The organism is Cytophaga hutchinsonii ATCC 33406 (assembly GCF_000014145.1).
GTDB lineage: Bacteria > Bacteroidota > Bacteroidia > Cytophagales > Cytophagaceae > Cytophaga > Cytophaga hutchinsonii.
The window spans coordinates 3739725-3761997 of the sequence record NC_008255.1 but is presented as its reverse complement, the minus strand read 5'-3'; the positions used below and the strand labels follow the sequence as shown (position 1 = coordinate 3761997).

The window sequence follows — 22273 nt, the reverse complement described above, 5'->3', positions numbered from 1 at the left end:
TGAACAATACGATTTACACTTAGTATATTTGTATTTCATAAGTAATTATTACCCTGTATGCAAGTAACAAACCGCACGTACGAATTTCAAGGAGTTTCCCTGACTGAATTAGCAACCGAATATGGCACGCCATTGTATGTTTATAACAGTGAAAAAATACTTTCTCAATATAAACGGTTACACGATGCTTTTTCAGGCGTGAATGTGCGCATTAAATATGCAGCGAAAGCATTAACCAATCAGGCCATTTTAAAATTATTAAAAGGTGCCGGTGCAGGAGTAGATGTTGTTTCCATTCAGGAGCTGCAACTGGCGCTAAAGGCTGGTTTTGATAAAAAGGACATTATGTTCACGCCAAACTGTGTTGATTTTTCAGAAATTGAAGAAGCAGTAGGGTATGGTGTTCAGATAAACATTGACAACATTCCGTTCTTGAAACAATTCGGCCAAGTTTATGGGAGCAGCGTTCCATGCTGTGTACGCATCAATCCGCATATTGATGCCGGAGGAAATGTTAAAATCATGACCGGTCACAAAGGTTCTAAATTTGGAATCTCCATTGAACAGGTGAATGAGATCTATGAAGTAGTAGACGAATATGAAATCCTTGTAAACGGGGTACACGTACACAGCGGATCGGATTTCAAAAGTGCCGATGCATTTGTCCGCGCAGCTGAAGTTGTTTATTCCGTAGCCATGCAGTTTGATAAACTTACGTTTCTGGATTTCGGAAGCGGCTTTAAAGTTTCATACAAAGAAGGTGATTACGTAACCGACATTGAAGAGCTTGGTAAAAAAATGACAGACTCGTTTAATGCATTCTGTTTAAACTATGGTAAAAAATTAGACATCTGGTTTGAACCGGGAAAGTTTTTAGTAAGTGAATCGGGCATGCTGCTGGTTACGTGTACGGTGATTAAGGAAACGCCTGCCTGTAATTTCATTGGTGTTAACTCCGGACTGAATCACCTGATCAGACCAATGATGTATGGCTCTCACCATGACATTGTGAATGTGAGCAACCCGGATGGCGATAAAAAAATGTATACCGTGGTAGGATACATTTGCGAGACGGATACATTCGGTTCGGATTTATTTATTGAAGAAACAAAAGCCGGTGATATCATTGGTTTAAAAAATGCAGGTGCATATGGATTCAGCATGAGTTCAAATTACAACTCACGTTTCAGACCTGCCGAAGTTCTTGTTCATAAAGGCAAACATCAGTTGATTCGTAAACGCGAAACGATGGAAGATTTGTTAAAAAATCAGATCGATGTAGAATTGTAGAAAATTTTTTCGAAAAAAATAAAATTTTTTTTCGGGTACGTTTTCCCTGGAAAAAATAAAAAAAAGGATTGGGTCATACAGGATATTTTTCTGTGTGACCTTTTTTGTTATCTCTGAAAATGGCATGAATAAAGGGATACAGGCGTTTGATACTATTTCTATAAAAAAATATTATCAATAAAAAAATCTTCGGGCAGATATAACCTTTTGAATTATCCACCGTTAAAGCAATTGAAAACGTAGTTGGTTGGTTGTTTGGTATTTGGAAGTTTAAAATAATTTATATAGTATTGAATTAACTTTTAGTCGAGTATTTTTTATATAGGATTTATTTAATTACAAAAAAGGAGGATTACATCATGGCAAAAGCAAAAGCTTCCGCTAAGAAACCAGTTGCGAAAAAAGTAGCAGCTAAGAAACCAGCTGTGAAAAAAGCAGCAGTTAAAAAAGTAGCTAAAAAAGCAGCAGTTAAAAAACCAGCAGCTAAAAAAGTAGCTAAGAAAGCAGCAGTTAAAAAACCTGCAGCTAAGAAAGTAGCTAAAAAAGCAGCGGCTAAAAAACCAGCAGCTAAAAAAGTAGCTAAAAAAGCTGTTAAGAAAGCAGTAGCTAAAAAAGCTGCTAAGTAATTCGTTTCTTACAAGAATTGAAAGCCCGGAGCTGATGCTTCGGGCTTTTTTATTGCCCTTTCATTTAGTCTGTACTATTTTTTAACTAATAACAGGGCGCTAATATGTTAAGCCCCTGAACACGCTTTACCGTCCGGATACTAATGCGTATCTTTGTACTATGAACGAGGTACAGGAATTGATGCATGAACTAGCCCGTAGTTTGTCTGATCATACGTTTGTAAAAATGACAGTGAGTAACCCTGTCAGCAAACAGGAAAGTCTGCAGACACTTTATGTGCGGTATATTGAAATCAAACAGGTGGGTAATTTATCCATCACCTATCGGTATAAAACAAACGATCAGGTAAAAAACCATACAATCGAAGCAGGAATCCGCGAAATTGAAAAATGCTTAACCCATACATTTCGGAATGCAGTATTATTTACGACCGAAAAGGATTTTTCATTCTTACGCTCTAAAAAGGGAAAGATAACGGTGCAAAAAAGCAAGCCCACTTTTTCCGCGTCACAGCATGTTTCGCACGACCGCCAGAAAGTCAAACGTGCATCCGGAGATCAGGCATATTTAATGCATTTGGGTATTACAGATGCCAACGGCATATTGATTCCGAAGATGGCCGATAAATACCGCCAGATAAATAAATATTTAGAGATTATAGAAGACCTGATTGAATCGGTAAAGTTGCCTGAAGAGGTGCACATCGTAGATATGGGTTCCGGTAAAGGATACTTAACCTTTGCGCTTTATGATTACCTCGTTCATGATAAAGGATTGAACGTACGGGTAACAGGTATTGAGCTGCGCGAAGAGTTGGTTACGTATTGTAATGACATTGCTTCAACATGTGGTTTCAGCAAACTCTCATTTATCTGCAAGCCTATTCAAAAATATACAGAGAAGCAGATCGACATATTAATTGCTTTGCATGCCTGCGATACGGCTACCGATGATGCTATTTACAAAGGCATTGTGTCGGATGCAAAACTGATTGTGTGTGCTCCCTGCTGCCATAAGCAGATTCGCCAGCAGGTAAAAGGAATTGAACAGGAAAGCCCTTTGCTGAAGTTTGGAATATTTAAAGAACGTCAGTTTGAAATGGTAACGGACACCATCCGTGCGTTGATCCTGGAGCAGCACAGCTATCATACAAAGGTGTTTGAATTTATTTCAAACGAACATACCCGCAAGAATGTAATGCTTGTAGGAGCCAAAGCGGAAAATATAATTGAAGACCGGACCCTGCAATCCAAAATTGAAGGTATCAAAAAAGAATTTCATATTGATTTCCATTATCTGGAAAAGCTGGTCAAATAAAATATAAAAATTAAACATACCAATCGCGTATTCACACGTATAAAAAAATGCCAGACGGCACAAATAGAAATCCCCATTCAACATTAGATTAAATACTACCATGCCTGAATTTAATTATCAAAAAGCGTTTCCTCTAAAGAAAGACCCTACGCCGTATAAATTGATCAGTACGGATTATGTTTCAACCATTGAAGTTGATGGCCGTAAAATTCTTAAAATTGATCCCAAAGCACTGGAATTAGTGGCGGAGAAAGCATTGGCTGATGTATCATTTTATCTGCGCTCCTCGCATTTAGAAAAACTTGCAAAAATTATTAAAGATCCGGAAGCAACGGATAACGATCGTTTCGTAGCATATACCTTATTGCAGAATGCATCTACTGCCGGTGAAGGTAAGCTCCCTTCCTGCCAGGATACAGGTACTGCCATTGTAATGGGGAAAAAAGGTGAAAACGTTTGGACAGGTGCTAATGATGAAGAAGCTTTGTCAAAAGGAATTTACAATACATATCAGGAAAAAAATCTGCGTTACTCTCAGGTAGTGCCGATCACGATGTTCGAAGAAAAAAATTCCGGCACAAACCTGCCTGCTCAGATTGACATTTATGCCGAACAGGGAAACGAATATAAGTTTTTGTTTATGGCAAAGGGCGGAGGCTCTGCAAACAAAACATATTTGTATCAGCAAACGAAAGCGTTACTGAATGAAAACAGTTTAGCCGAGTTTGTTAAAAATAAAATCAAAGACCTGGGTACGTCTGCCTGCCCTCCATATCACCTGGCATTAGTGATTGGCGGTACATCGGCCGAAGCGAACCTGAAAGCTGTTAAATTGGCATCAGCAGGTTATTACGATGAACTTCCAACAGAAGGTAACATGGGCGGACAGGCATTCCGTGATCTTGAATGGGAAGAGAAAGTACAATTGATCTGCCAGGAGAGTTTGATCGGTGCGCAGTTTGGCGGTAAATATTTTACACACGATGTAAAAGTGATCCGTTTACCACGTCACGCGGCGTCTTGTCCGGTTGGTATTGGTGTAAGCTGTTCTGCTGATCGAAACATCAAAGCAAAAATTACGGAAGAAGGTATTTTCATCGAAGCATTGGAGACCAATCCGGAGAAATTTTTACCGGCACAGGCGCCACATCTGGAAAAGGCTGTAGAAGTTGATCTGAATCAGCCGATGGCAGATGTATTGAAACTGCTTTCTCAGTATCCGATTAAAACCCGTTTGAAATTAAAAGGCACATTAATCGTTGCGCGTGATATTGCACACGCGAAGATCAAAGAATTGCTTGATGCAGGAAAACCAATGCCGGAGTATTTCAAAAATCATCCGGTATATTATGCCGGCCCGGCGAAAACACCGGAAGGTATGCCATCCGGAAGCTTTGGTCCGACAACAGCCGGCCGTATGGATTCCTATGTGAATTTATTCCAGAGCCAGGGCGGCTCCATGATCATGCTTGCAAAAGGAAACCGTTCTAAAGCAGTAACAGATGCATGCAAAGAATTCGGTGGGTTCTATCTGGGCTCTATCGGCGGACCAGCAGCGATATTAGCAAAAGAAAATATTAAATCGGTTGAAGTAGTTGACTTCGAAGAGTTGGGTATGGAAGCCGTACGTAAGATTGAAGTCGTTGATTTTCCGGCTTTCATTATTTGCGATGATAAGGGAAATGACTTCTTCGCGAATCTGTAAATTATATAAATTTATCAGACCTGTGAGATTTTGAACTCACAGGTCTTTTTATGATTGCGATTTTTATTGATTTATATTTGGCCTATTAATACAATTAGCAGCAATTAAGATTATGAAAAAATTATTATGGTTACTATTTTGTTCATTCGGTGTAATGATTAGTTCAACAGCACAGCAACAGGTATGGAAACATTCAGGATATAATAGCAACGGATATCAGATTCGAAACATTGCTTCAATTAATAATAAAATTATTTATTTAGCATCTTCTATAGAAATGCAAAATGTGTATGCTGTTACAGGCAATGAAAATAGAGCTCTGTTATTAGATGAATTTAGTGAGGTAAGTAATTTTACTGTTTTTGGTGATAAAGTAGTTTTTTGTGGTAGAAAAGATTACATATCCACTCTTTGGATTACAGATGGAACGCTGCAAGGTACTGTATCGCTTACAGGTATACAAAACCTGTACGCTACTAATATTGCAATATTTAATAACAAAATATATTTTACAAATGGGAATTCAATTTATTACACAGATGGAACATTGAATAGTGTACAACTGCTTTTAACTGTTCCTGCAGATGAAAATGAAACACCTTCTGTACGTCCAATCATATTTCTGAAAGCCCTGCAGGATAAATTAATTTATTATTATTACGGTCAATTAGGAGTAACAGATGGCACTTCGTCTACAATAAAATTTTTATCTGACAATGCAACTTCAACTTTAATAATAGGTGCATATGTAACAGCAGATGTAGTAAACAACAAACTTATTTTTATAAATGCGTCTGCTGATATCGGGTTTGAGCTTTGGTCAACAGATGGTACTGATGCGAATACAGCTTTATTAAAAGATATCAATCCCGGAACCTTAAGTTCATTTGAAGAAGAGAACCATAATTTAAGACCTTGGTTTACTTCTTCAAATGGCAAACTTTATTTTGTAGCTAATAAAGGTACTGGTAAATCTGTTTGGGTTACGGACGGTACTTTAAATGGAACAAGTGAATTAAATATGGGAGCAAGGTATTATAACCCTGAGAATTTAAAATCAATTGATGGGAACGTATACTTTACGGGGAGCGGCTTATGTTTTTCAGACGGGCTAAATAATACCGTACAAAATATAGCAGGCGTTCAAAATCCTAATTATGCATATGGTTTTATAAAATTTGATGGCAGTGTTTATTTTGTTGCCAGTGATGCAGATCATGGTTATGAACTATGGAAGACTGAGAATACAGCAAGCTCAACTACCCGGGTAACGGACATTTGTGCCGGGACTTGCGGTTCATTTAACAGTAATACAGGTCTTGCTGTCTGTTGGAATATTTTATTTTTCTCTGCGAGTGATATTGCTCCCGGATATAATGAAGTTGATCATTCATATGGTCCGGAATATCAGCTCTGGAAATTGGAAGGTAGTTCTGTTGCTGCATCCACACGCGATGTGACTGTTCCGAGAGTAAATGCTTATCCGAATCCGTGCAAGGAATATGTTTCTATAGAGTTTCAACAACCTGTATCAAATGTAAAAATAATTTCTGCAGTTGGCAGTGAAGTAGATGCAAACTGGCAACAGGATTCAAATACATTACGTGTACAAGCACACGCTTTAAATCCTGGTATGTATATGCTTTTAATTAACGGAAAAGAATCCGTACGTATCATCAAAGAGTAATTGATGATACGTACGGCATTCGTACACCAGTACACTACATGAATAAAATTAAATAGAAAAGCCCCTGCATCAGCGGGGGCTTTTCTATTTAAGAACATGTATCGTCCTGAAATAAGTTGACACAAAATAGTCAAACTTATGGAAAAGACAGGAAAAAGAGTTTATGTAAAGCGGACTCAAAAAGATTACAGTTTAGCCTTTAAACTACAATTAGTAGATGAAGTAGAAAAAGGGGACTTAACCTACAAGCAGGCACAATTGAAATATGGTATCCAGGGAAGAAGTACCGTATTGACTTGGTTACGAAAACATGGTAGATTGGATTGGAAAGAATCTGACCAGATGAAAAAGAAGGCCCCCAATAAGCAAATCAAAGAACTGGAGCGTAAACTAAAACGCCTGGAAGCCGAGAAAGAAATTCTCAATGCCGCTATTGACATAGCAGATGAGCTGTTTGATACAGAAATCAGAAAAAAGTATTTGCCCCTCTCAGAAGCCGCTTTCAAAGAGAAGGGGAACAAAGAAGATTTATCACAGTAAAAGGTATAGCTTCAACGTTAGGTTATAGTCGTCAGTATTTATACAAAATGCTCAAGCAGGAGTTGATACTCATTGACAGAAGAAAGGCTATCAAACAACTGGTAGATACACAAAGAAAGCAGCTTCCTAGATTAGGAGGAAAAAAGACTTACCATATTATAAAGCCGTTTATTGATCAGGCAGAACTCAAAGTTGGCCGGGATAAACTCTTCTCAATATTAAGGTTTTATGATATGCTTATTAAGCCCAGGCGCAGATATATTCAAACAACGATGTCTAAGCATTGGCTCAGGAAATATCCCAATATAGTGAAAGGGCTCATCATACATAGACCTGAGCAGGTATGGGTTAGTGACATCACATACATAAAAACAGATGAAGGAAACTGCTATTTAAATATGGTCACTGATGCCTACAGCAGAAAAATAATGGGCTACTCTATAGCAGACTCTATGGATACAGAATCCATGATAAAAGCGTTTGAAATGGGATTGAAAAATAGAAAGTATCCTGATTCAAAATTGATTCATCATTCTGACAGAGGGCTTCAGTATTGCAGTAAAGAATATGTAGCATTGTCAAATAGCAATGGAGTAAGCATAAGTATGACCGAACAATCTGACCCTTATGAAAATGCGTTAGCTGAAAGGATGAATAGAACGCTCAAAGAAGAATTTGGATTAGGTCAAAAAATAATAACCAGACAAGTAGCAAAAGAGCTTACTGAGCAAGCAATACAATTATATAATAACGTAAGACCTCATTTATCATTAAAAATGAAAACGCCAGAAATGGTGCATTAAACAAAAATCCCAGTTACTTTTGATAACTGGGATTAGTATTAAAATCTGTCAACCTATTTCAGGACGATTCAACATTAATTAAAGAAGTATTACTTTTTCTCAACCATTCGTAAGAAATCAGAAACCTGTTTCTTCATTTCTTTTCTGTCAACGATGAAATCAAGGAAACCATGTTCCAGTAAAAATTCAGATGTCTGGAAACCTGCCGGCAAATCTTTACCGATCGTTTCCCTAACAACCCTTGGTCCGGCAAAACCAATCAAGGCTCCCGGCTCAGCAATATTGATGTCCCCTAACATTGCATACGATGCAGTAACACCGCCTGTTGTTGGATCTGTTAAAATAGAAATGTACGGAAGACCTTCTTCGGCAAGTAATGCAAGTTTGGCAGATGTTTTAGCCATTTGCATCAAGGAGAAACCAGCTTCCATCATACGTGCGCCACCTGATTTACAGATCATGATAAAGGGCACTTTTTTAGCCCGGGCTGCATCAATACCTCTGGAGATTTTTTCACCCACTACAGAACCCATAGAACCGCCAATGAAGGTAAAGTCCATACAGCTGATTACAACTTCTTTACCGCTTACTTTACCGTGCGCTGTACGCACTGCATCTGTTAAGCCGGTTTTAGCCTGAGCAGCTTTGATACGTTTTGGGTACGGTTGACTATCGATGAATTTTAACGGATCAGAAGAACTCAAACCAGCATCTAATTCTGTAAATTCATTGTTATCAAAAAACAATTCGAAATATTCTTTTGAGCCTACTCTTGCGTGGTAATTACACTCAATACATGTCCAGGCATGTTCTTCGTGCTCTCTTGTATGTACTACTTTTTTACATTCAGGACACTGATACCATAAACCATCCGGTACTTCTCTTTTCTCTTCAGTAGGGGTAGTGATACCTTTTTCAGTTCTTTTAAACCAAGACATCTATGTTCTTTATTTAAGTTCAATTTAAACACCCCTATTCTCTATATTTCTGCTAGAGTTTAAGGATAACAAAGATAACAAAAAAATAAATTCAGGATGCCAAATGTGTAAGTTTTTTACAGATTCAGTAAATGTAATATGTTGTAAATCAGCTAAAAATAAAATATTTTTTGATTATTTAACCTCTTCAAAATCAATATAATCGTCTTTAGGGCTGTTGTTGATTTTTTTTGAAGTTTTCTGATCTGGAATATGGTCTACATGAATAGAACCTTCCGGATATCTTGGCTGCTGTTGCTGACTGTATTGCTGCTGCATATTTTCAGCCATTTTCTGCGCACTTTTAATTACCATAACCTTTAGAAAAGGCTTTAGTAACCAACGTAATACGAAAAATATAACAATCGTCCAGAATAAGAATTTCATAATGATGTTCTAAGTAATAAGTTCTATGTTTTAAGACGTTGGAATAAAAAAAATATTGTAATCGACATCCCTCTTAAAACTGGATTCTTATTATAATTTAACGTTTTAAGCAATAAGTTCAAAGTGCTAATCCTAAAACTTATTACTTAAAACGTATTACTATACCTATCGGCTCAAATAAAGATTTCTTTCAGAATATAATTTCACGAATGCATCGTCGTGCAGATCGTCGATGAATAAGATGGCTTCTCCCGTTGATTTCATTTCAGGTCCAAGTTCCTTGTTTACATTCGGGAATTTATTGAAAGAGAATACAGGAATTTTGATCGCATAACCGTTTTTCTTCGGGTTGAAGGTAAAGTCGGTTACTTTGTTTTCACCCAGCATCACCTTGGTAGCATAATTTACATAAGGCTCATCGTATGCCTTACAGATGAACGGCACCGTACGGGAAGCTCTTGGGTTGGCTTCAATGATGTAAACGATTTCGTTTTTGATCGCAAACTGAATGTTGATCAGGCCCACTGTTTTTAGTGCTATAGCAATTTTCTTCGTATGCTCTTCAATCTGTCTGATCACGTCATCACTTAAATCAAACGGAGGCAATACAGAGTGCGAATCACCGGAGTGAATACCTGCCGGCTCTATGTGTTCCATGATACCGATGATGTGTACATTCTCGCCGTCGCAGATGGCATCTGCTTCCGCTTCAATTGCATTTTCAAGGAAATGATCCACAAGAACCTGATTACCCGGATGATCTTTCAATAAGTTCACCACGTGTTGTTCCAGCTCCTGTTCGTTGATCACAATCTTCATGCTCTGTCCGCCCAATACATACGAAGGACGAACCAATAACGGGAAGTTTAATTTTTTACTGATCGCAACAGCTTCGTCTGCGTTCTCAATGACACCAAATTCCGGATAAGGGATGTTGATCTCTTTTAATAAAGAAGAGAAACGGCCGCGATCTTCAGCTAAATCCAGTGACTGGAAATCAGTACCGATAATTTTGATGCCATATCGTTCTAATTTCTCGGCAAGTTTAAGCGCTGTTTGTCCGCCAAGCTGAACAATAACGCCAACCGGTTTTTCAAGAAGAATGATTTCGTAGATATGTTCCCAGAATACAGGTTCGAAATATAACTTGTCAGCAATATCAAAATCTGTAGAAACCGTTTCAGGGTTGCAGTTGATCATGATCGTTTCATAACCGCATTCTTTCGCTGCCAATACACCGTGTACACACGAGTAGTCAAACTCGATCCCTTGTCCGATACGGTTCGGGCCTGAACCTAATACAATAATTTTCTTTTTATCTGAAGGAATGGATTCGTTCTCACCTTCAAACGTAGAATAGTAATAAGGCGTTTTTGCTTCAAATTCAGCAGAACAGGTATCAACGATTTTGTAAATACGCTTGATTCCGAATTCATGACGTTTTGAAAATACTTCACTTTCCATACAACGGAGCAGGTGCGCGATCTGGCGGTCAGCGTATCCTTTTTGCTTAGCTGTTTTCAGCATTTCTCTGCTGATGTTCTGGATCGTTGTTTTCTGAATTTCTTTCTCAAGAAGCACAAGCTCTTCAATCTGTGTTAAGAACCACGGATCAATTTTTGTCAGCTTCTGAATGGTCTTGAACTGAACCCCTAATTTGAAAGCATCATAAATATGGAACAAACGGTTCCAGCTTGGGTTCGCCAGACTGTCCAGGATCTGATCCTGGTTTGTTAATTCTTTACCGTCAGCACCTAAACCGTTACGTTTAATTTCTAATGACTGACATGCTTTCTGTAATGCTTCCTGGAAGTTACGGCCGATACCCATTGTTTCACCAACAGATTTCATTTGTAAACCAAGGGTACGGTCAGCACCTTTAAATTTATCGAAGTTCCAGCGCGGAACTTTTACGATCACATAATCCAATGCCGGTTCGAAGAAGGCACTTGTTGTTTTAGTGATCTGGTTTTTTAATTCATCTAAGTTATAACCAATCGCAAGTTTCGCAGAGATCTTTGCAATCGGGTAACCCGTAGCTTTTGAAGCAAGTGCAGAAGAACGTGATACACGCGGGTTAATCTCAATACCAATGATATGATCTGTATCCGGGCAAACGGAGAACTGTACGTTACAGCCACCCGCGAAATTACCGATCGCTTTCATCATTTTGATGGATTGATCACGCATTTCCTGATAGATGGTATCCGGCAGCGTCATAGCAGGCGCTACAGTAATAGAGTCACCGGTATGAATACCCATCGGGTCAAAGTTCTCGATCGAACAGATGATGATCATGTTACCGATACTATCACGTAAGATCTCCAATTCGTATTCTTTCCAGCCTAAGATACTTTGCTCAACCAATACCTCATGCGTTGGCGAAGCGTGAAGACCTTTTGTTAACGCTTCATCAAATTTATCTGCCGTGTGCACGAAACCGCCGCCTGTACCGCCAAGGGTGAAGGAAGGACGGATTACCAGTGGAAAACCGATTTCCTGAGCGATTTCTTTTCCCTGTAAGAAAGATGTTGCTGTTGCGCCTTTACAAACTCCAACACCAATCTCAATCATTTTCAAACGGAATTTCTCACGGTCTTCTGTAGTCTCAATCGCGTTAATATCAACACCGATCATACGGACACCAAATTTTTTCCAGACACCGGCTTTATCACATTCCATCGCAAGGTTCAAGGCAGTCTGGCCCCCCATCGTTGGCAATACCGCATCGATTTTGTGATTTTCAAGGATCTTAATGATTGATTTTTTCTCTAATGGCAATAAATACACATTGTCCGCTACAACTTTATCAGTCATAATTGTAGCCGGATTCGAGTTGATCAGGGTAACTTCAATTCCTTCTTCACGAAGAGAACGTGCAGCTTGTGAGCCAGCATAATCAAATTCGCAAGCTTGTCCGATTACAATTGGACCGCTACCGATAATCAAAATGTGTTTGATACTTGTATCCTTAGGCATGGGATTATTTATTATTTTTCAATGGTTCGATGAATCAGAATTTGAAGCCAAAAGAGGAAAGTACACCTTCTTTTACACAGTCAAATTGAGCAAATTTAAAGGAAAAAGATGGTATATGAAAGATTAAATTAGTGTTGTTTATAATAAGTTTGTCTACAAGCCTGTTATTGAACTAATTCAAGAAAAAATGATAACCGTTGATTGTTTCATCGCATTGGTTGAGACGCAATTTATTGCGTCGTGAATGGTAACACGTTTTGCTTTCACCAATTCTTATTATATTTGGCTGATAGTTGGAAACGAGACCCCGATTCAAAACACATAAAATAAGTATAAAACATCGATTATGAGAAAGAAAGTAATTGCAGGAAATTGGAAAATGAACAAAACACTTGAAGAAGGCTTGTCATTAGCTTCTGAAGTGGCAAATATGGCAAAGGATGAAGTTCCTGCAGATGTAAATCTTGTAATGTGTATTCCTTATATCTCATTGGCTGCTGTTTCAAAAGTAATCAACGATAAAGTAGCTATCGGCGCGCAAAACGTATATCAAAAAGAATCCGGTGCATTTACAGGTGAGATTTCAGCTCCGATGTTGAAGTCTGTAGGTGTAAAGTATGTAATCATCGGACACAGCGAAAGAAGAGAATATTTTGGTGAAACAAATCAGCAATTGGCTGATAAAGTAACTATTTCCCTGGCAAATGGTTTAACGCCATTATTCTGCTGCGGAGAAACACTTGCACAAAGAGAAGCAGGTATCCACATCAATTTTGTAAATGCTCAGTTAACAGAAAGCTTATTCCATTTATCACCGGAAGATTTCAAAAAAGTAGTTATTGCATACGAACCAATCTGGGCAATCGGAACAGGCGTTACAGCTTCTGACGAGCAGGCACAGGAAATGCACGCGAAGATCCGTGAGCACCTGGCATCTAAATATGGTGCTGCAGTAGCAGATGAGATCAGCATTTTATATGGTGGCAGCATGAAACCGGACAATGCAAAAGGCCTGTTGGCTTGCAAAGATATTGACGGGGGGTTGATCGGCGGTGCATCGTTAAAGTCACGTGACTTTATTGATATCGCTAAGTCATACTAATCACTTGCTTGGTAGTGCGGATCCCCGGTCTGTGGCACACAGAACGGAATGATGATCTGTGTGCCACAGACCATGGTGAAGAAGGCTGGTGCCAGATTAGCTTGCGTACATTAAATTATTAATAAAATATAATATACAACCCCGATTCTATCGGGGTTTTGTTTCTTATGGACCAATACATTAAAGTTGATATTACCGTTGAGGAAAACGAGCAGGAACGCATAATGGCTGAGTTATTAGCCATTGGGTTTGATTCTTTTGCGGAACATGCAAACATGCTGGAAGCATATGTTGAAAAAAGTGCTTTTTCAGAAGCTGACCTGAAAGAAGTACTGCATGAAGTAAACCCTGCGTATACATATACGTTTGCTGAAATGCCAAACATCAACTGGAATGAAGAATGGGAAAAGAACTTTGATCCGTTGGTTATTGCTAATCAGTGTTATGTACGTGCGTCGTTTCATGCTGAAAGACCTGAATTTCAGTATGAAGTTGTGATAAACCCGAAGATGTCTTTCGGAACGGGCCACCATGCAACAACTTCTTTAATGCTTGAATATGAATTGGAAACCGACCTTCAGGATAAAATAATGATCGATGCAGGCTGTGGAACAGGTATTTTAAGCATTCTGGCTCAAAAGAAAGGAGCTAAGAAAATATATGCGTTCGATATTGAAGACTGGGCTTTTGAAAATTTGATTGAAAATTGTAATTTGAACGGATGTGATAGGATTCAAACAGGACAAGGAACAATTACAGAAATCATTTCCGCAGCTATTCAGGTAGATATTTTGCTTGCAAATATTAATAAAAATGTATTGTTAGCTGAAATGGATGAATATAATAAGCGTCTTCTTCCCAATGGATTGCTTTTTCTGAGTGGGTTTTATGAAGAAGATATTACAGACATTTTAACACGAGCAGAAGATGCAGGTTTTAAAAAAGAAAGCTTCAAAGTGAAAGATCGCTGGGTATCCATGAAATTAATAAAAAAATAAAACGGCTCAAAAACAGTTAACCGTATTTACTTAGATTTTGAACATGCAGAAAATCCAAAAATATACCATTCTTTTTTTTATTGGTGTGCTTACAAACATTTCCGTGTTTGCGCAACAGAAATTTTCAGGTGATCCTGCAGCTTACCCCGCAGAGGTAACTGCCATGATGGATGTGACTAAAAATCAGGAATGTATTGAAGCGGGTGCTGCTTTAGGTGGTGCATGGGGGCAATTTAGTGCTGCACAACAAAAGGCAGTTGTAGAACTTTCTCAGAAATTGGTAAAAAGTAAAAAGCTCCGTGCCAATCCGCATTTCAGAGACTTTTATCTTACCATGGCAGCCATGAAATCTAAGGGTATGGGCGGCGCACAGCTGGATACCTTTTTACTCATTACCAGTAAATTTATTGAGACGTTACTGAGCCCTCAAATGGAATCGTTTTTTAGAACAACACGTCTGATTACAAATGAGGGATTACTGTATCAATCTTCTTATAATACCTTAGCCATGCAGGGCGGGTCGTTTGCCTTTCATATGATCGCAGCGGCTCCCGAACCAATGATGCCGGATGAAATTCCTGCCGATACAGCTACAGAAGACCATTTCGAAGATTGGGACAATTTTGATCAGAATGAAGATACCTGGAGTACACTGGAGGAAGAGCCTGCCGCAAATGAATCGCAATTACTGGATGCAGGCTATACACCGCCTGAGCAGCCCGCCATTGTTGGATCTGTACTAACTATTACAGGAGCAACACTTATTTTAACAACACCGGTAGATACCGTACAGATAAAAAATACTTCCGGGTCAATATTATTACAAAACAACTTGTTTGTTGGTGAAGGCGGTACCTTTGATTGGTCAAGCGTGGGCTTGCCGGAAGTGTATTGCGAACTTGGCGGGTATAATTTTCCTATAAAAACATATAAAATCACCTCTGAAGGTGCGCGTTTACATTACCCATCTCAAACAGATTCAATTCCGATCGGGGTGTTTGAATACAACAGCGTAAAAGCAAAAAGCTACGCCGATAAAAACTATCCGCGGTTCAAATCTTTCTACAGCAATATTCCTGTAAAAGGCCTGGATGCGAACATTCAATACCACGGCGGATTTTCAATGTCTGGTAAAAAGATTTATAGTTCATCATTAGACGAAGGGTTTGCAGAAGTGAAAATCTTGAAAGATAATGAAGTAAAAATCAAAGCAATTTCAAATCGCTTTCAATTAGGTGATTCATTGATTTCCGCGGATTATACCAAACTGGTCATTTATCAGGGCAAAGATTCTATTTTCCACCCGGGCACTGTTTTTAAATACAATAAAAACAAAAGCTTTTTGCGGTTAACAAAAACAAATGGATACAGAATGGCTCCCTTCCTGGATTCGTATCATAAAATTGAAATTACAGCGGATGCCTTAACCTGGGATTTGAATACAGATAAAATTGATTTTAATATCGTGAACGGACGTACAGAAGTTCCTGCCTTGTTTGAATCGCAGGAGTTCTATGAGCTGGCTAAATATGCGCGTTTGAAAGGCTTGTATCAATTCCATCCGTTACAGCTGATCATGGGCTATACAGAAAAAATCCAAAGCAGCCAGTTTACTGTGCTGGATCTGGCAGAATCATCAAAAATTTCTGAAACAACATTACGTGGTGCCATGGTGCAATTGATGAAACTCGGATTTATTGATTACAACACCAAAAGCGGGATGATTGTTGTTAAAGACAAAGCACGTCACTATGTGCTTTCCAGAAGAGATAAAAAAGATTATGACAACATAAACTTTGTATCGATCAATCCTTCCGGTGCAAATGCTGAATTGGATCTGACAACAAAAACATTGACGGTACATGGTGTTAAGCGTGTATACATCAGTGATTCACTTTCTGTAAATTTTGAACCGGATAGCAATACAATTGAAATTTTAGCCAACCGGGATTTTAAATTCAACGGAAAGATCAACACGTCAAACTTCCAGTTCATCGGTACCGATTTTGCATTCAATTATGACAGCTTCTATGTGGTGCTTACAAATATTGATGCGATTAAATTAGCCGTATCTGAAATAGATACTGTTGATTCAAAGAAATCAGGTAAAGCAAAAGTATTGGGTAACGAATTGCGATATTCTTCCGGGATCTTATACATCAATAAGCCGCATAACAAATCTGCCCGCAAGCGCCATCCGGAGTATCCAATATTCCACGCATCAACGGGGGCATCTGTATTTTTTGATAAAAAAGATATTGCCGGCGGAGCATATGATACAACCTTTCAATTTAAAATACCTCCGTTTACGGTTGACAGTTTAAGTAATGATGACCCAAGTGTGATCGGGTTTGATGGTTCTTTCGAATCCGGTGGTGTATTCCCCACGTTTGAAGAACGATTGGTTGTAATGCCGGATTACTCTCTGGGCTTTACACACCCTACACCCGTTGAAGGGTATAAAATGTACGGCGGTGATGCCACGTATAACAACATGCTTAAACTGGATAACCAGGGCTTGAGAGGTAATGGTGAAATAAAATATTTAAATACAACACTTACATCGCCGGACTTTGTATTCTTTAAAGATTCTACGTTAACAGTTGGTACAAAAATGATCACAACGCCCGGTACCAATCCATTGCTTGCGTCGTCGGTTACTATGCCGGATGTAGAAATTGAAGCCTATCGTTTACTCTGGAAACCAAAGGTTGATACAATGTATATGTCATCAATCGACAAACCATTCCGGATTTATGACACTACTGCAACGCATGTAGGTACACTTGCCTTAACCCATAACGGTATGTTCGGCAGAGGGGTATTATCTACAGATGATGCTGAAATTGAATCTGAAAAATTCCATTTCGAGGATAAAAATTTACAGGCTAACGATGCTATTTTCAGAATCAAGTCAGATAACCCGGAAAAACCGGCATTAAAATCTACACAGGCAAAAGTTGAATACAATATTGCAAAAGGTATGGCAACATTTGGTCCGGAGAAAGAAGGTTTTGCCAGTACAGAATTCCCCTATGCACAATATAAAACCAGTATCGGTAAAGGTACCTGGGATGTAGACAAAAAGAGAATATACCTGGCAGCAACCGATTCGTCTAATATTGCCCAGTCTTATTTTTATTCAACAAGAAAGGATCAGGATTCACTTGTATTTAATGCTTCAAGAGCAGAGTATATTATTGATTCATTAACATTAAGCATATACGGCGTTCCATATATCGTTGTAAATGATGGTAAGATTACGCCTGATAAAAAACATGTAGTAATCCACGAGAATGCTGTAATGGAAACATTAAACAATGCCATATTGGATTTTGATACACTGACCAATTACCACCATTTGTATGATGGAAATATTGACATTCTTGGAAGAAAGAACTTTAACGGAGAAGCATTGTACCGGTATGTAAACCTTGGTGCGGATACGTTACAGATTCTGTTCAGTAATTTCCAGTATACACTTGCCGATAAAAAGAAAGCAGGTGGCTTTACTACCGGTATTGCACAGGTACAGGAGTCAGATTCTCTTTTTGTGGGAGATAAGATTTTATATAAAGGAAATATTACCATGAAATCACCGGAGAAATTCTTGGCGTTTGAAGGATACATTAAACTTGCACTAAAAGGCCAGCTGAGTTATTCTTCGTGGCTGAAATATGTAAATGCCGGTACATCCAATACCGTATCTCTCGATTTGAATAATGCGGTATCAGAAAGAGGCAAAGCGTTGGTAACATCACTTTCTTTTGATAACAAATCAAATCAATTATACCCGAACTTTATATCTGAAAAAATTCACGAAGAAGATCTCGATTTCCTTCCTGTTACAGGTATCTTAAAGTACAATCCCGATTCGCTTGAATTCAATGTAGGTACTGCCGATAAGCTGAATGGTAAGTCGTATAAAGGCAATTATTTATCATATAATGACAATACATCGAATATTAAGTTCGGCGGTAAATTTAATATGCTGCGCCCGGACCCAAGTGTTAAAGCATTTGTAAGCGGTAATGGTAAAGCTTCACTGATAGAAGACTTCTATACATTTGATTACCTCTTAGGTTTTGCATTTAAAGGAAACATTACGCCATTGGTTGTAATGGGATCAAACTTGTCAACGCTTTCGATTCCGACGACTCAGGATACAGATGGATTCTCTTTTGACGCCATGACGAAAGAAAATAAAAATGATGATATTCTGTTTCAAAAACTCGCTGAATTCATTGACAACAGTGGTGTTGAAGCATACAAATCAAAACGTGCTGCCGGACAAAAATCCATTTCTGCATTAAGTTCTGATTTTCAAAAAGCAATTATTTTTTCTAATGTTAAAATGAACTGGTCTCCGGAATACAAAACATTTTATAGTGTAGGACCGGTTGAACTTTCAAACATTTTGAAATCAGACATTAATAAATCTGTAAAAGGATACATTGAAGTGAAGAAGGCTATTGCAGGGGATATTATAACCATCTATCTGGAACCTTCTTATGGAAACTGGTATTTTATTAAATACGATCAAAACCGTTTGGCGCTTGCTTCATCAAGCTCGGATGTAACAGCTGAGATCGTTAAAAAATCGAAAGGTGAAATGGCAGACCGTTCCAAGTTCTTTATGGTACAAGCCGAAGCAATGGAAGTGAACCAGTTTAAAAATAATTTCCAAGAGCACTACGGTGTAATGGAAGATGACTATCAGGAACCGGCTTCAGAAGATTTATTTGATACCTCAGATACACTCGCTACAGACTCAGTTTCCGTAGAACAGCGTAAAAAACAACTGGAATTAAACGATACCAATAATACAAATGAACGTATTCAGAATACCAATCCGGAGCAATATCAGGACGATCCAAGCAATCCGGATAAGTACAAACTAAAGGAACAGGATACGAATTACGAACAGCAACAGGAAGAAAAAAATAAAGCAAACAATAAATCAACGATTGAAGAGCAGCAGCAAAAACAACGCGATCAGGAACAGCTCAAAAATCTGTTTAAATAGATTTATCCCTTGTTAAATTCGAGGTAAAATTCGAATTTGGTTATTCATTGAATGAATTTAAGCGTATCTTTGCGCATAAAATGCACGTTAATTCGATAGTTAGAATTAATGAAACGATACACAAATTCATTTCGTACAATTAAAATATGGCAGACATTTTATATATCATTTTAGGTGCCTTAGTAGCTTATTTAATGGGCTCCTTTATTACCGCAATATGGTATGGCCGGCATTATCATAATGTTGATATAAGAACGTGCGGAAGTGGAAATGCAGGTGCAACAAATACATTCCGTGTTCTGGGAAAAAAGGCCGGAACAATTGTAATGCTGATCGATATTTTCAAAGGCTGGCTGGCAACAAGCTTAGCTGTTTTTTTAGTTTACTTTGATATTATAGACAAATCTCAGCTTGATGTTTATAAACTGATCTATGGTCTTTCTGCAGTAGCGGGCCACATCTTCCCGGTATTTGAACGCTTTAAAGGCGGTAAGGGCATTGCTACGCTGCTTGGGATGGTATGCAGCATACAATTTGAAGCAGCACTTGTTTGTCTGGGTGTGTTTTTAATTGTTCTGATCACCTCAAAATATGTATCACTCGGCTCCATGATCTCTACACTGGCGTTCCCGCTGATGATTATCTTTATACCAAGATTTCATACAGAAACCCCAATCATCATCGTTTTTGGATTTGCTATTTTCTTAATGGTTGTATTGACACATAAAAAAAATATCAAGCGATTGTTTTTGGGAGAAGAAAACAAAACGTATTTGATTAAGAAAAGAAGTCATTAAGGCTTCCATAAACTGCACCGCCAATCGTATTTACAGAAGCACCGGTAACGGTGCTTTTTGCATTTGGTATGTCATACATACGTAATAACCCCAGGAATGCAAAAATGATCGCTTCTTTATACTGAATGGTAGTTGTGTCAGGCACTACAATTTCTATCTGACTGCCTGCATGTAAACGGATCTGTTCCACCAGAAACGTATTGAACGCACCTCCTCCCGTTATCAGCAGATTCCGGGTATTATTTTTAACAGGCAAGCCCTGAAGTGCCTTAGCAATCTGTTGCCCGCAATGCACAACAAACGTATGCATCATGTCTTTGTTTGAATGGGACGAATAGTTTTCTAACAGAGGAAAAATAACGGCATCTACCCATTCGCGGCCCAGAGATTTTGGGCCGGTTTCAGAATAAAAAGGAAGGGCTTCAAGTTTTTCAAGCAGTGCCGGTATTAAAGATCCGCTCTCTGCGATTCTGCCGCCGTCATCATATACTTTGCCTTCTTTTAGTGACAGTGCATTAAGCACAATATTCACCGCACAAATGTCAAAGGCTACATTCATGCCCGAATGCATATAACCAATATTAGCAATCCCCCCTAAATTGAGACAGCCGCTGTATGCGGAAAATAACAGTTCATCCCCTAACGGTACCAGGGGAGCACCTTGTCCGCCGTATGCCACGTCAACCGATCTGAAATCACACACAACCGGAATTCCGCATGCAGCATATAAGCTGGCACCGCTGCCGATCTGCAGCGTATACCCTTTCGCAGGATTATGAAAAATGGTGTGCCCATGTGCTGCAACCAAATCAACCTGCAGCCCTTGGGCATGCAAAAAAGCTTTTACTTCTTCTCCCTGAAAAGCACCGAAAGAACGGTCTAGTAAAATCAGTTCCTCTCCCGGTAAACGCATAGCCTGATTAAGCTCCTGTTTAAAACCGGCACTGTAATCAATCGTGGTGGACGCTACAGTCGTATATACCCATCTGTCATTTTTATATTCAAACGTGCATACAGCTATGTCTAAACCATCCAGAGAGGTGCCCGACATTAAACCTGCAACGGTATGTTTTTTATGTATCATATTTGAAGTCATTTGTAAGCCATACGTGGATTTATTGCTCCAAGATACGAGGAAAGCAGAATAACCGGTAACAGAATAGCCTTGGAAAATTTTTAATAAACAAGACTGGAACTGGTTATATTTGGCAAAGTAAAATCAGACAACATGAATATTGTAATAGATGTTGGGAACAATTATATCAAGATAGGTGCATTTTCGGGCGGGAAATTGCAATGGACAAAGACTTACAGCCGGTTACACGATGTACTGCAGGCGGTACAAGCCGAAAAACCGGTTCATGTATTCATTTCAAGTGTACGCAATCAAACAGATTTTTCTGCTCTTGAGACAGTTACGCAGGTTCATTTTTTAAATAAACACACACGCTTGCCGATTGATATTGATTATGAAACGCCGCACACCTTAGGAACAGACCGGATCGCCGCCGCTGTTGGTGCTGCAACATTATTCCCGGGCTGCAACAATCTGTTTTTTGATCTGGGAACGTGCCTCACGCATGGGTTTATAAACACAAAGGCTGTTTTTGAAGGCGGAAGCATAAGTCCGGGTGTAGAAATGCGTTTTAAAGCACTGGCACACTTTACAGAAAAATTGCCGTTGGTAAAAGCTGAAAAAGAGCCTCCATTGACCGGAAAATCAACTTCAGGTTCAATCATGAGCGGCGTTTTGAATGGAATTCAATTTGAAATAGAAGGTTTTATTGAAGCCTATCAAAATAAATATACGCCTATTAACGTATTATTAACCGGCGGCAATGCTTCTCTTTTTGAAAAGAGGCTAAAAGAACCCATCTTTGTAATAGCGGAGTTGAATTTAATTGGTTTAAATCGAATACTGAATTATAATGTTTAATGTCTATAAAAGGCTAGCCCTTCTTGCAATATCTTTTTTTATTTCAATTTTATCATTCGCTCAAGGGCTGGGAAATTCTCCTTATTCAAGAGTCGGGCTTGG

16 protein-coding genes are annotated in these 22273 nt (G+C 38.7%); 12 read left to right on the top strand and 4 right to left on the bottom strand.

From position 1 onward, the window contains the following. Window positions 1–57: 57 nt before the first annotated feature. The 7 genes from lysA (at window position 58) to CHU_RS15970 (ending at window position 7969) form a co-directional block, all read left to right on the top strand. Window positions 58–1290, top strand: a complete 1233-nt coding sequence (gene lysA, locus CHU_RS16000; protein ID WP_011586636.1) for a diaminopimelate decarboxylase — start codon at window positions 58–60, stop codon at window positions 1288–1290. 359 nt (window positions 1291–1649) lie between these two features. Continuing rightward, window positions 1650–1916: a hypothetical protein gene (locus CHU_RS15995; RefSeq protein ID WP_011586634.1), complete on the top strand. Its 267-nt coding sequence runs from the start codon at window positions 1650–1652 to the stop codon at window positions 1914–1916. A gap of 160 nt (window positions 1917–2076) precedes the next feature. After that, entirely contained in the window at window positions 2077–3234 is a 1158-nt protein-coding gene (locus CHU_RS15990; RefSeq protein WP_041932453.1) for a class I SAM-dependent methyltransferase, read from the top strand. A 100-nt stretch (window positions 3235–3334) separates the two neighbouring features. Beyond that, window positions 3335–4939, top strand: coding sequence for a fumarate hydratase (locus tag CHU_RS15985; protein ID WP_011586632.1), 1605 nt, complete (start codon window positions 3335–3337; stop codon window positions 4937–4939). Window positions 4940–5051: 112 nt separating this feature from the next. Next, window positions 5052–6626, top strand: coding sequence for a T9SS type A sorting domain-containing protein (locus CHU_RS15980; RefSeq protein ID WP_011586631.1), 1575 nt, complete (start codon window positions 5052–5054; stop codon window positions 6624–6626). A gap of 138 nt (window positions 6627–6764) precedes the next feature. Continuing rightward, window positions 6765–7166, top strand: a complete 402-nt coding sequence (locus CHU_RS19900) for an IS3 family transposase (RefSeq protein ID WP_011585551.1) — start codon at window positions 6765–6767, stop codon at window positions 7164–7166. Further along, the gene (locus tag CHU_RS15970; protein ID WP_148206040.1) at window positions 7157–7969 is read left to right on the top strand and encodes an IS3 family transposase; all 813 of its coding nucleotides are present in this window, start codon (window positions 7157–7159) and stop codon (window positions 7967–7969) included. The genes CHU_RS19900 and CHU_RS15970 overlap by 10 nt, the downstream gene beginning before the upstream one ends. A gap of 89 nt (window positions 7970–8058) precedes the next feature. Here CHU_RS15970 and accD read toward each other — a convergent pair whose 3' ends face one another. The 3 genes from accD to carB all read right to left on the bottom strand — a co-directional run bounded on the left by accD (window position 8059) and on the right by carB (window position 12312). Beyond that, window positions 8059–8907: an acetyl-CoA carboxylase, carboxyltransferase subunit beta gene (gene accD / locus CHU_RS15965; RefSeq protein ID WP_011586630.1), complete on the bottom strand. Its 849-nt coding sequence runs from the start codon at window positions 8905–8907 to the stop codon at window positions 8059–8061. A 174-nt stretch (window positions 8908–9081) separates the two neighbouring features. Beyond that, window positions 9082–9333, bottom strand: a complete 252-nt coding sequence (locus CHU_RS15960) for a DUF4834 family protein (RefSeq protein ID WP_011586629.1) — start codon at window positions 9331–9333, stop codon at window positions 9082–9084. Between the two features lie 165 nt (window positions 9334–9498). Further along, on the bottom strand, window positions 9499–12312 hold the full coding sequence (carB, locus tag CHU_RS15955) for a carbamoyl-phosphate synthase large subunit (protein ID WP_011586628.1): 2814 nt from the start codon (window positions 12310–12312) through the stop codon (window positions 9499–9501). A gap of 346 nt (window positions 12313–12658) precedes the next feature. Between carB and tpiA the strand changes: the two genes are divergently transcribed. From tpiA to plsY, 4 genes are all read left to right on the top strand, one after another. Next, window positions 12659–13414: a triose-phosphate isomerase gene (tpiA, locus tag CHU_RS15950; RefSeq protein ID WP_011586626.1), complete on the top strand. Its 756-nt coding sequence runs from the start codon at window positions 12659–12661 to the stop codon at window positions 13412–13414. A gap of 128 nt (window positions 13415–13542) precedes the next feature. Beyond that, the gene (gene prmA / locus CHU_RS15945) at window positions 13543–14412 is read left to right on the top strand and encodes a 50S ribosomal protein L11 methyltransferase (RefSeq protein ID WP_316910398.1); all 870 of its coding nucleotides are present in this window, start codon (window positions 13543–13545) and stop codon (window positions 14410–14412) included. A gap of 43 nt (window positions 14413–14455) precedes the next feature. Beyond that, entirely contained in the window at window positions 14456–19438 is a 4983-nt protein-coding gene (locus CHU_RS15940; protein WP_041932451.1) for a hypothetical protein, read from the top strand. A 146-nt stretch (window positions 19439–19584) separates the two neighbouring features. Next, window positions 19585–20235, top strand: a complete 651-nt coding sequence (gene plsY, locus CHU_RS15935; RefSeq protein ID WP_011586623.1) for a glycerol-3-phosphate 1-O-acyltransferase PlsY — start codon at window positions 19585–19587, stop codon at window positions 20233–20235. Here the strand turns inward: plsY and CHU_RS15930 are convergent. Further along, window positions 20216–21319 (bottom strand): anhydro-N-acetylmuramic acid kinase, encoded by a 1104-nt coding sequence (locus tag CHU_RS15930; protein ID WP_011586622.1) that lies wholly within the window; start codon window positions 21317–21319, stop codon window positions 20216–20218. The genes plsY and CHU_RS15930 overlap by 20 nt on opposite strands. A gap of 144 nt (window positions 21320–21463) precedes the next feature. Between CHU_RS15930 and CHU_RS15925 the strand changes: the two genes are divergently transcribed. Next, window positions 21464–22171, top strand: a complete 708-nt coding sequence (locus tag CHU_RS15925; protein WP_011586621.1) for a type III pantothenate kinase — start codon at window positions 21464–21466, stop codon at window positions 22169–22171. The last annotated feature ends 102 nt before the right edge of the window (window positions 22172–22273 follow it).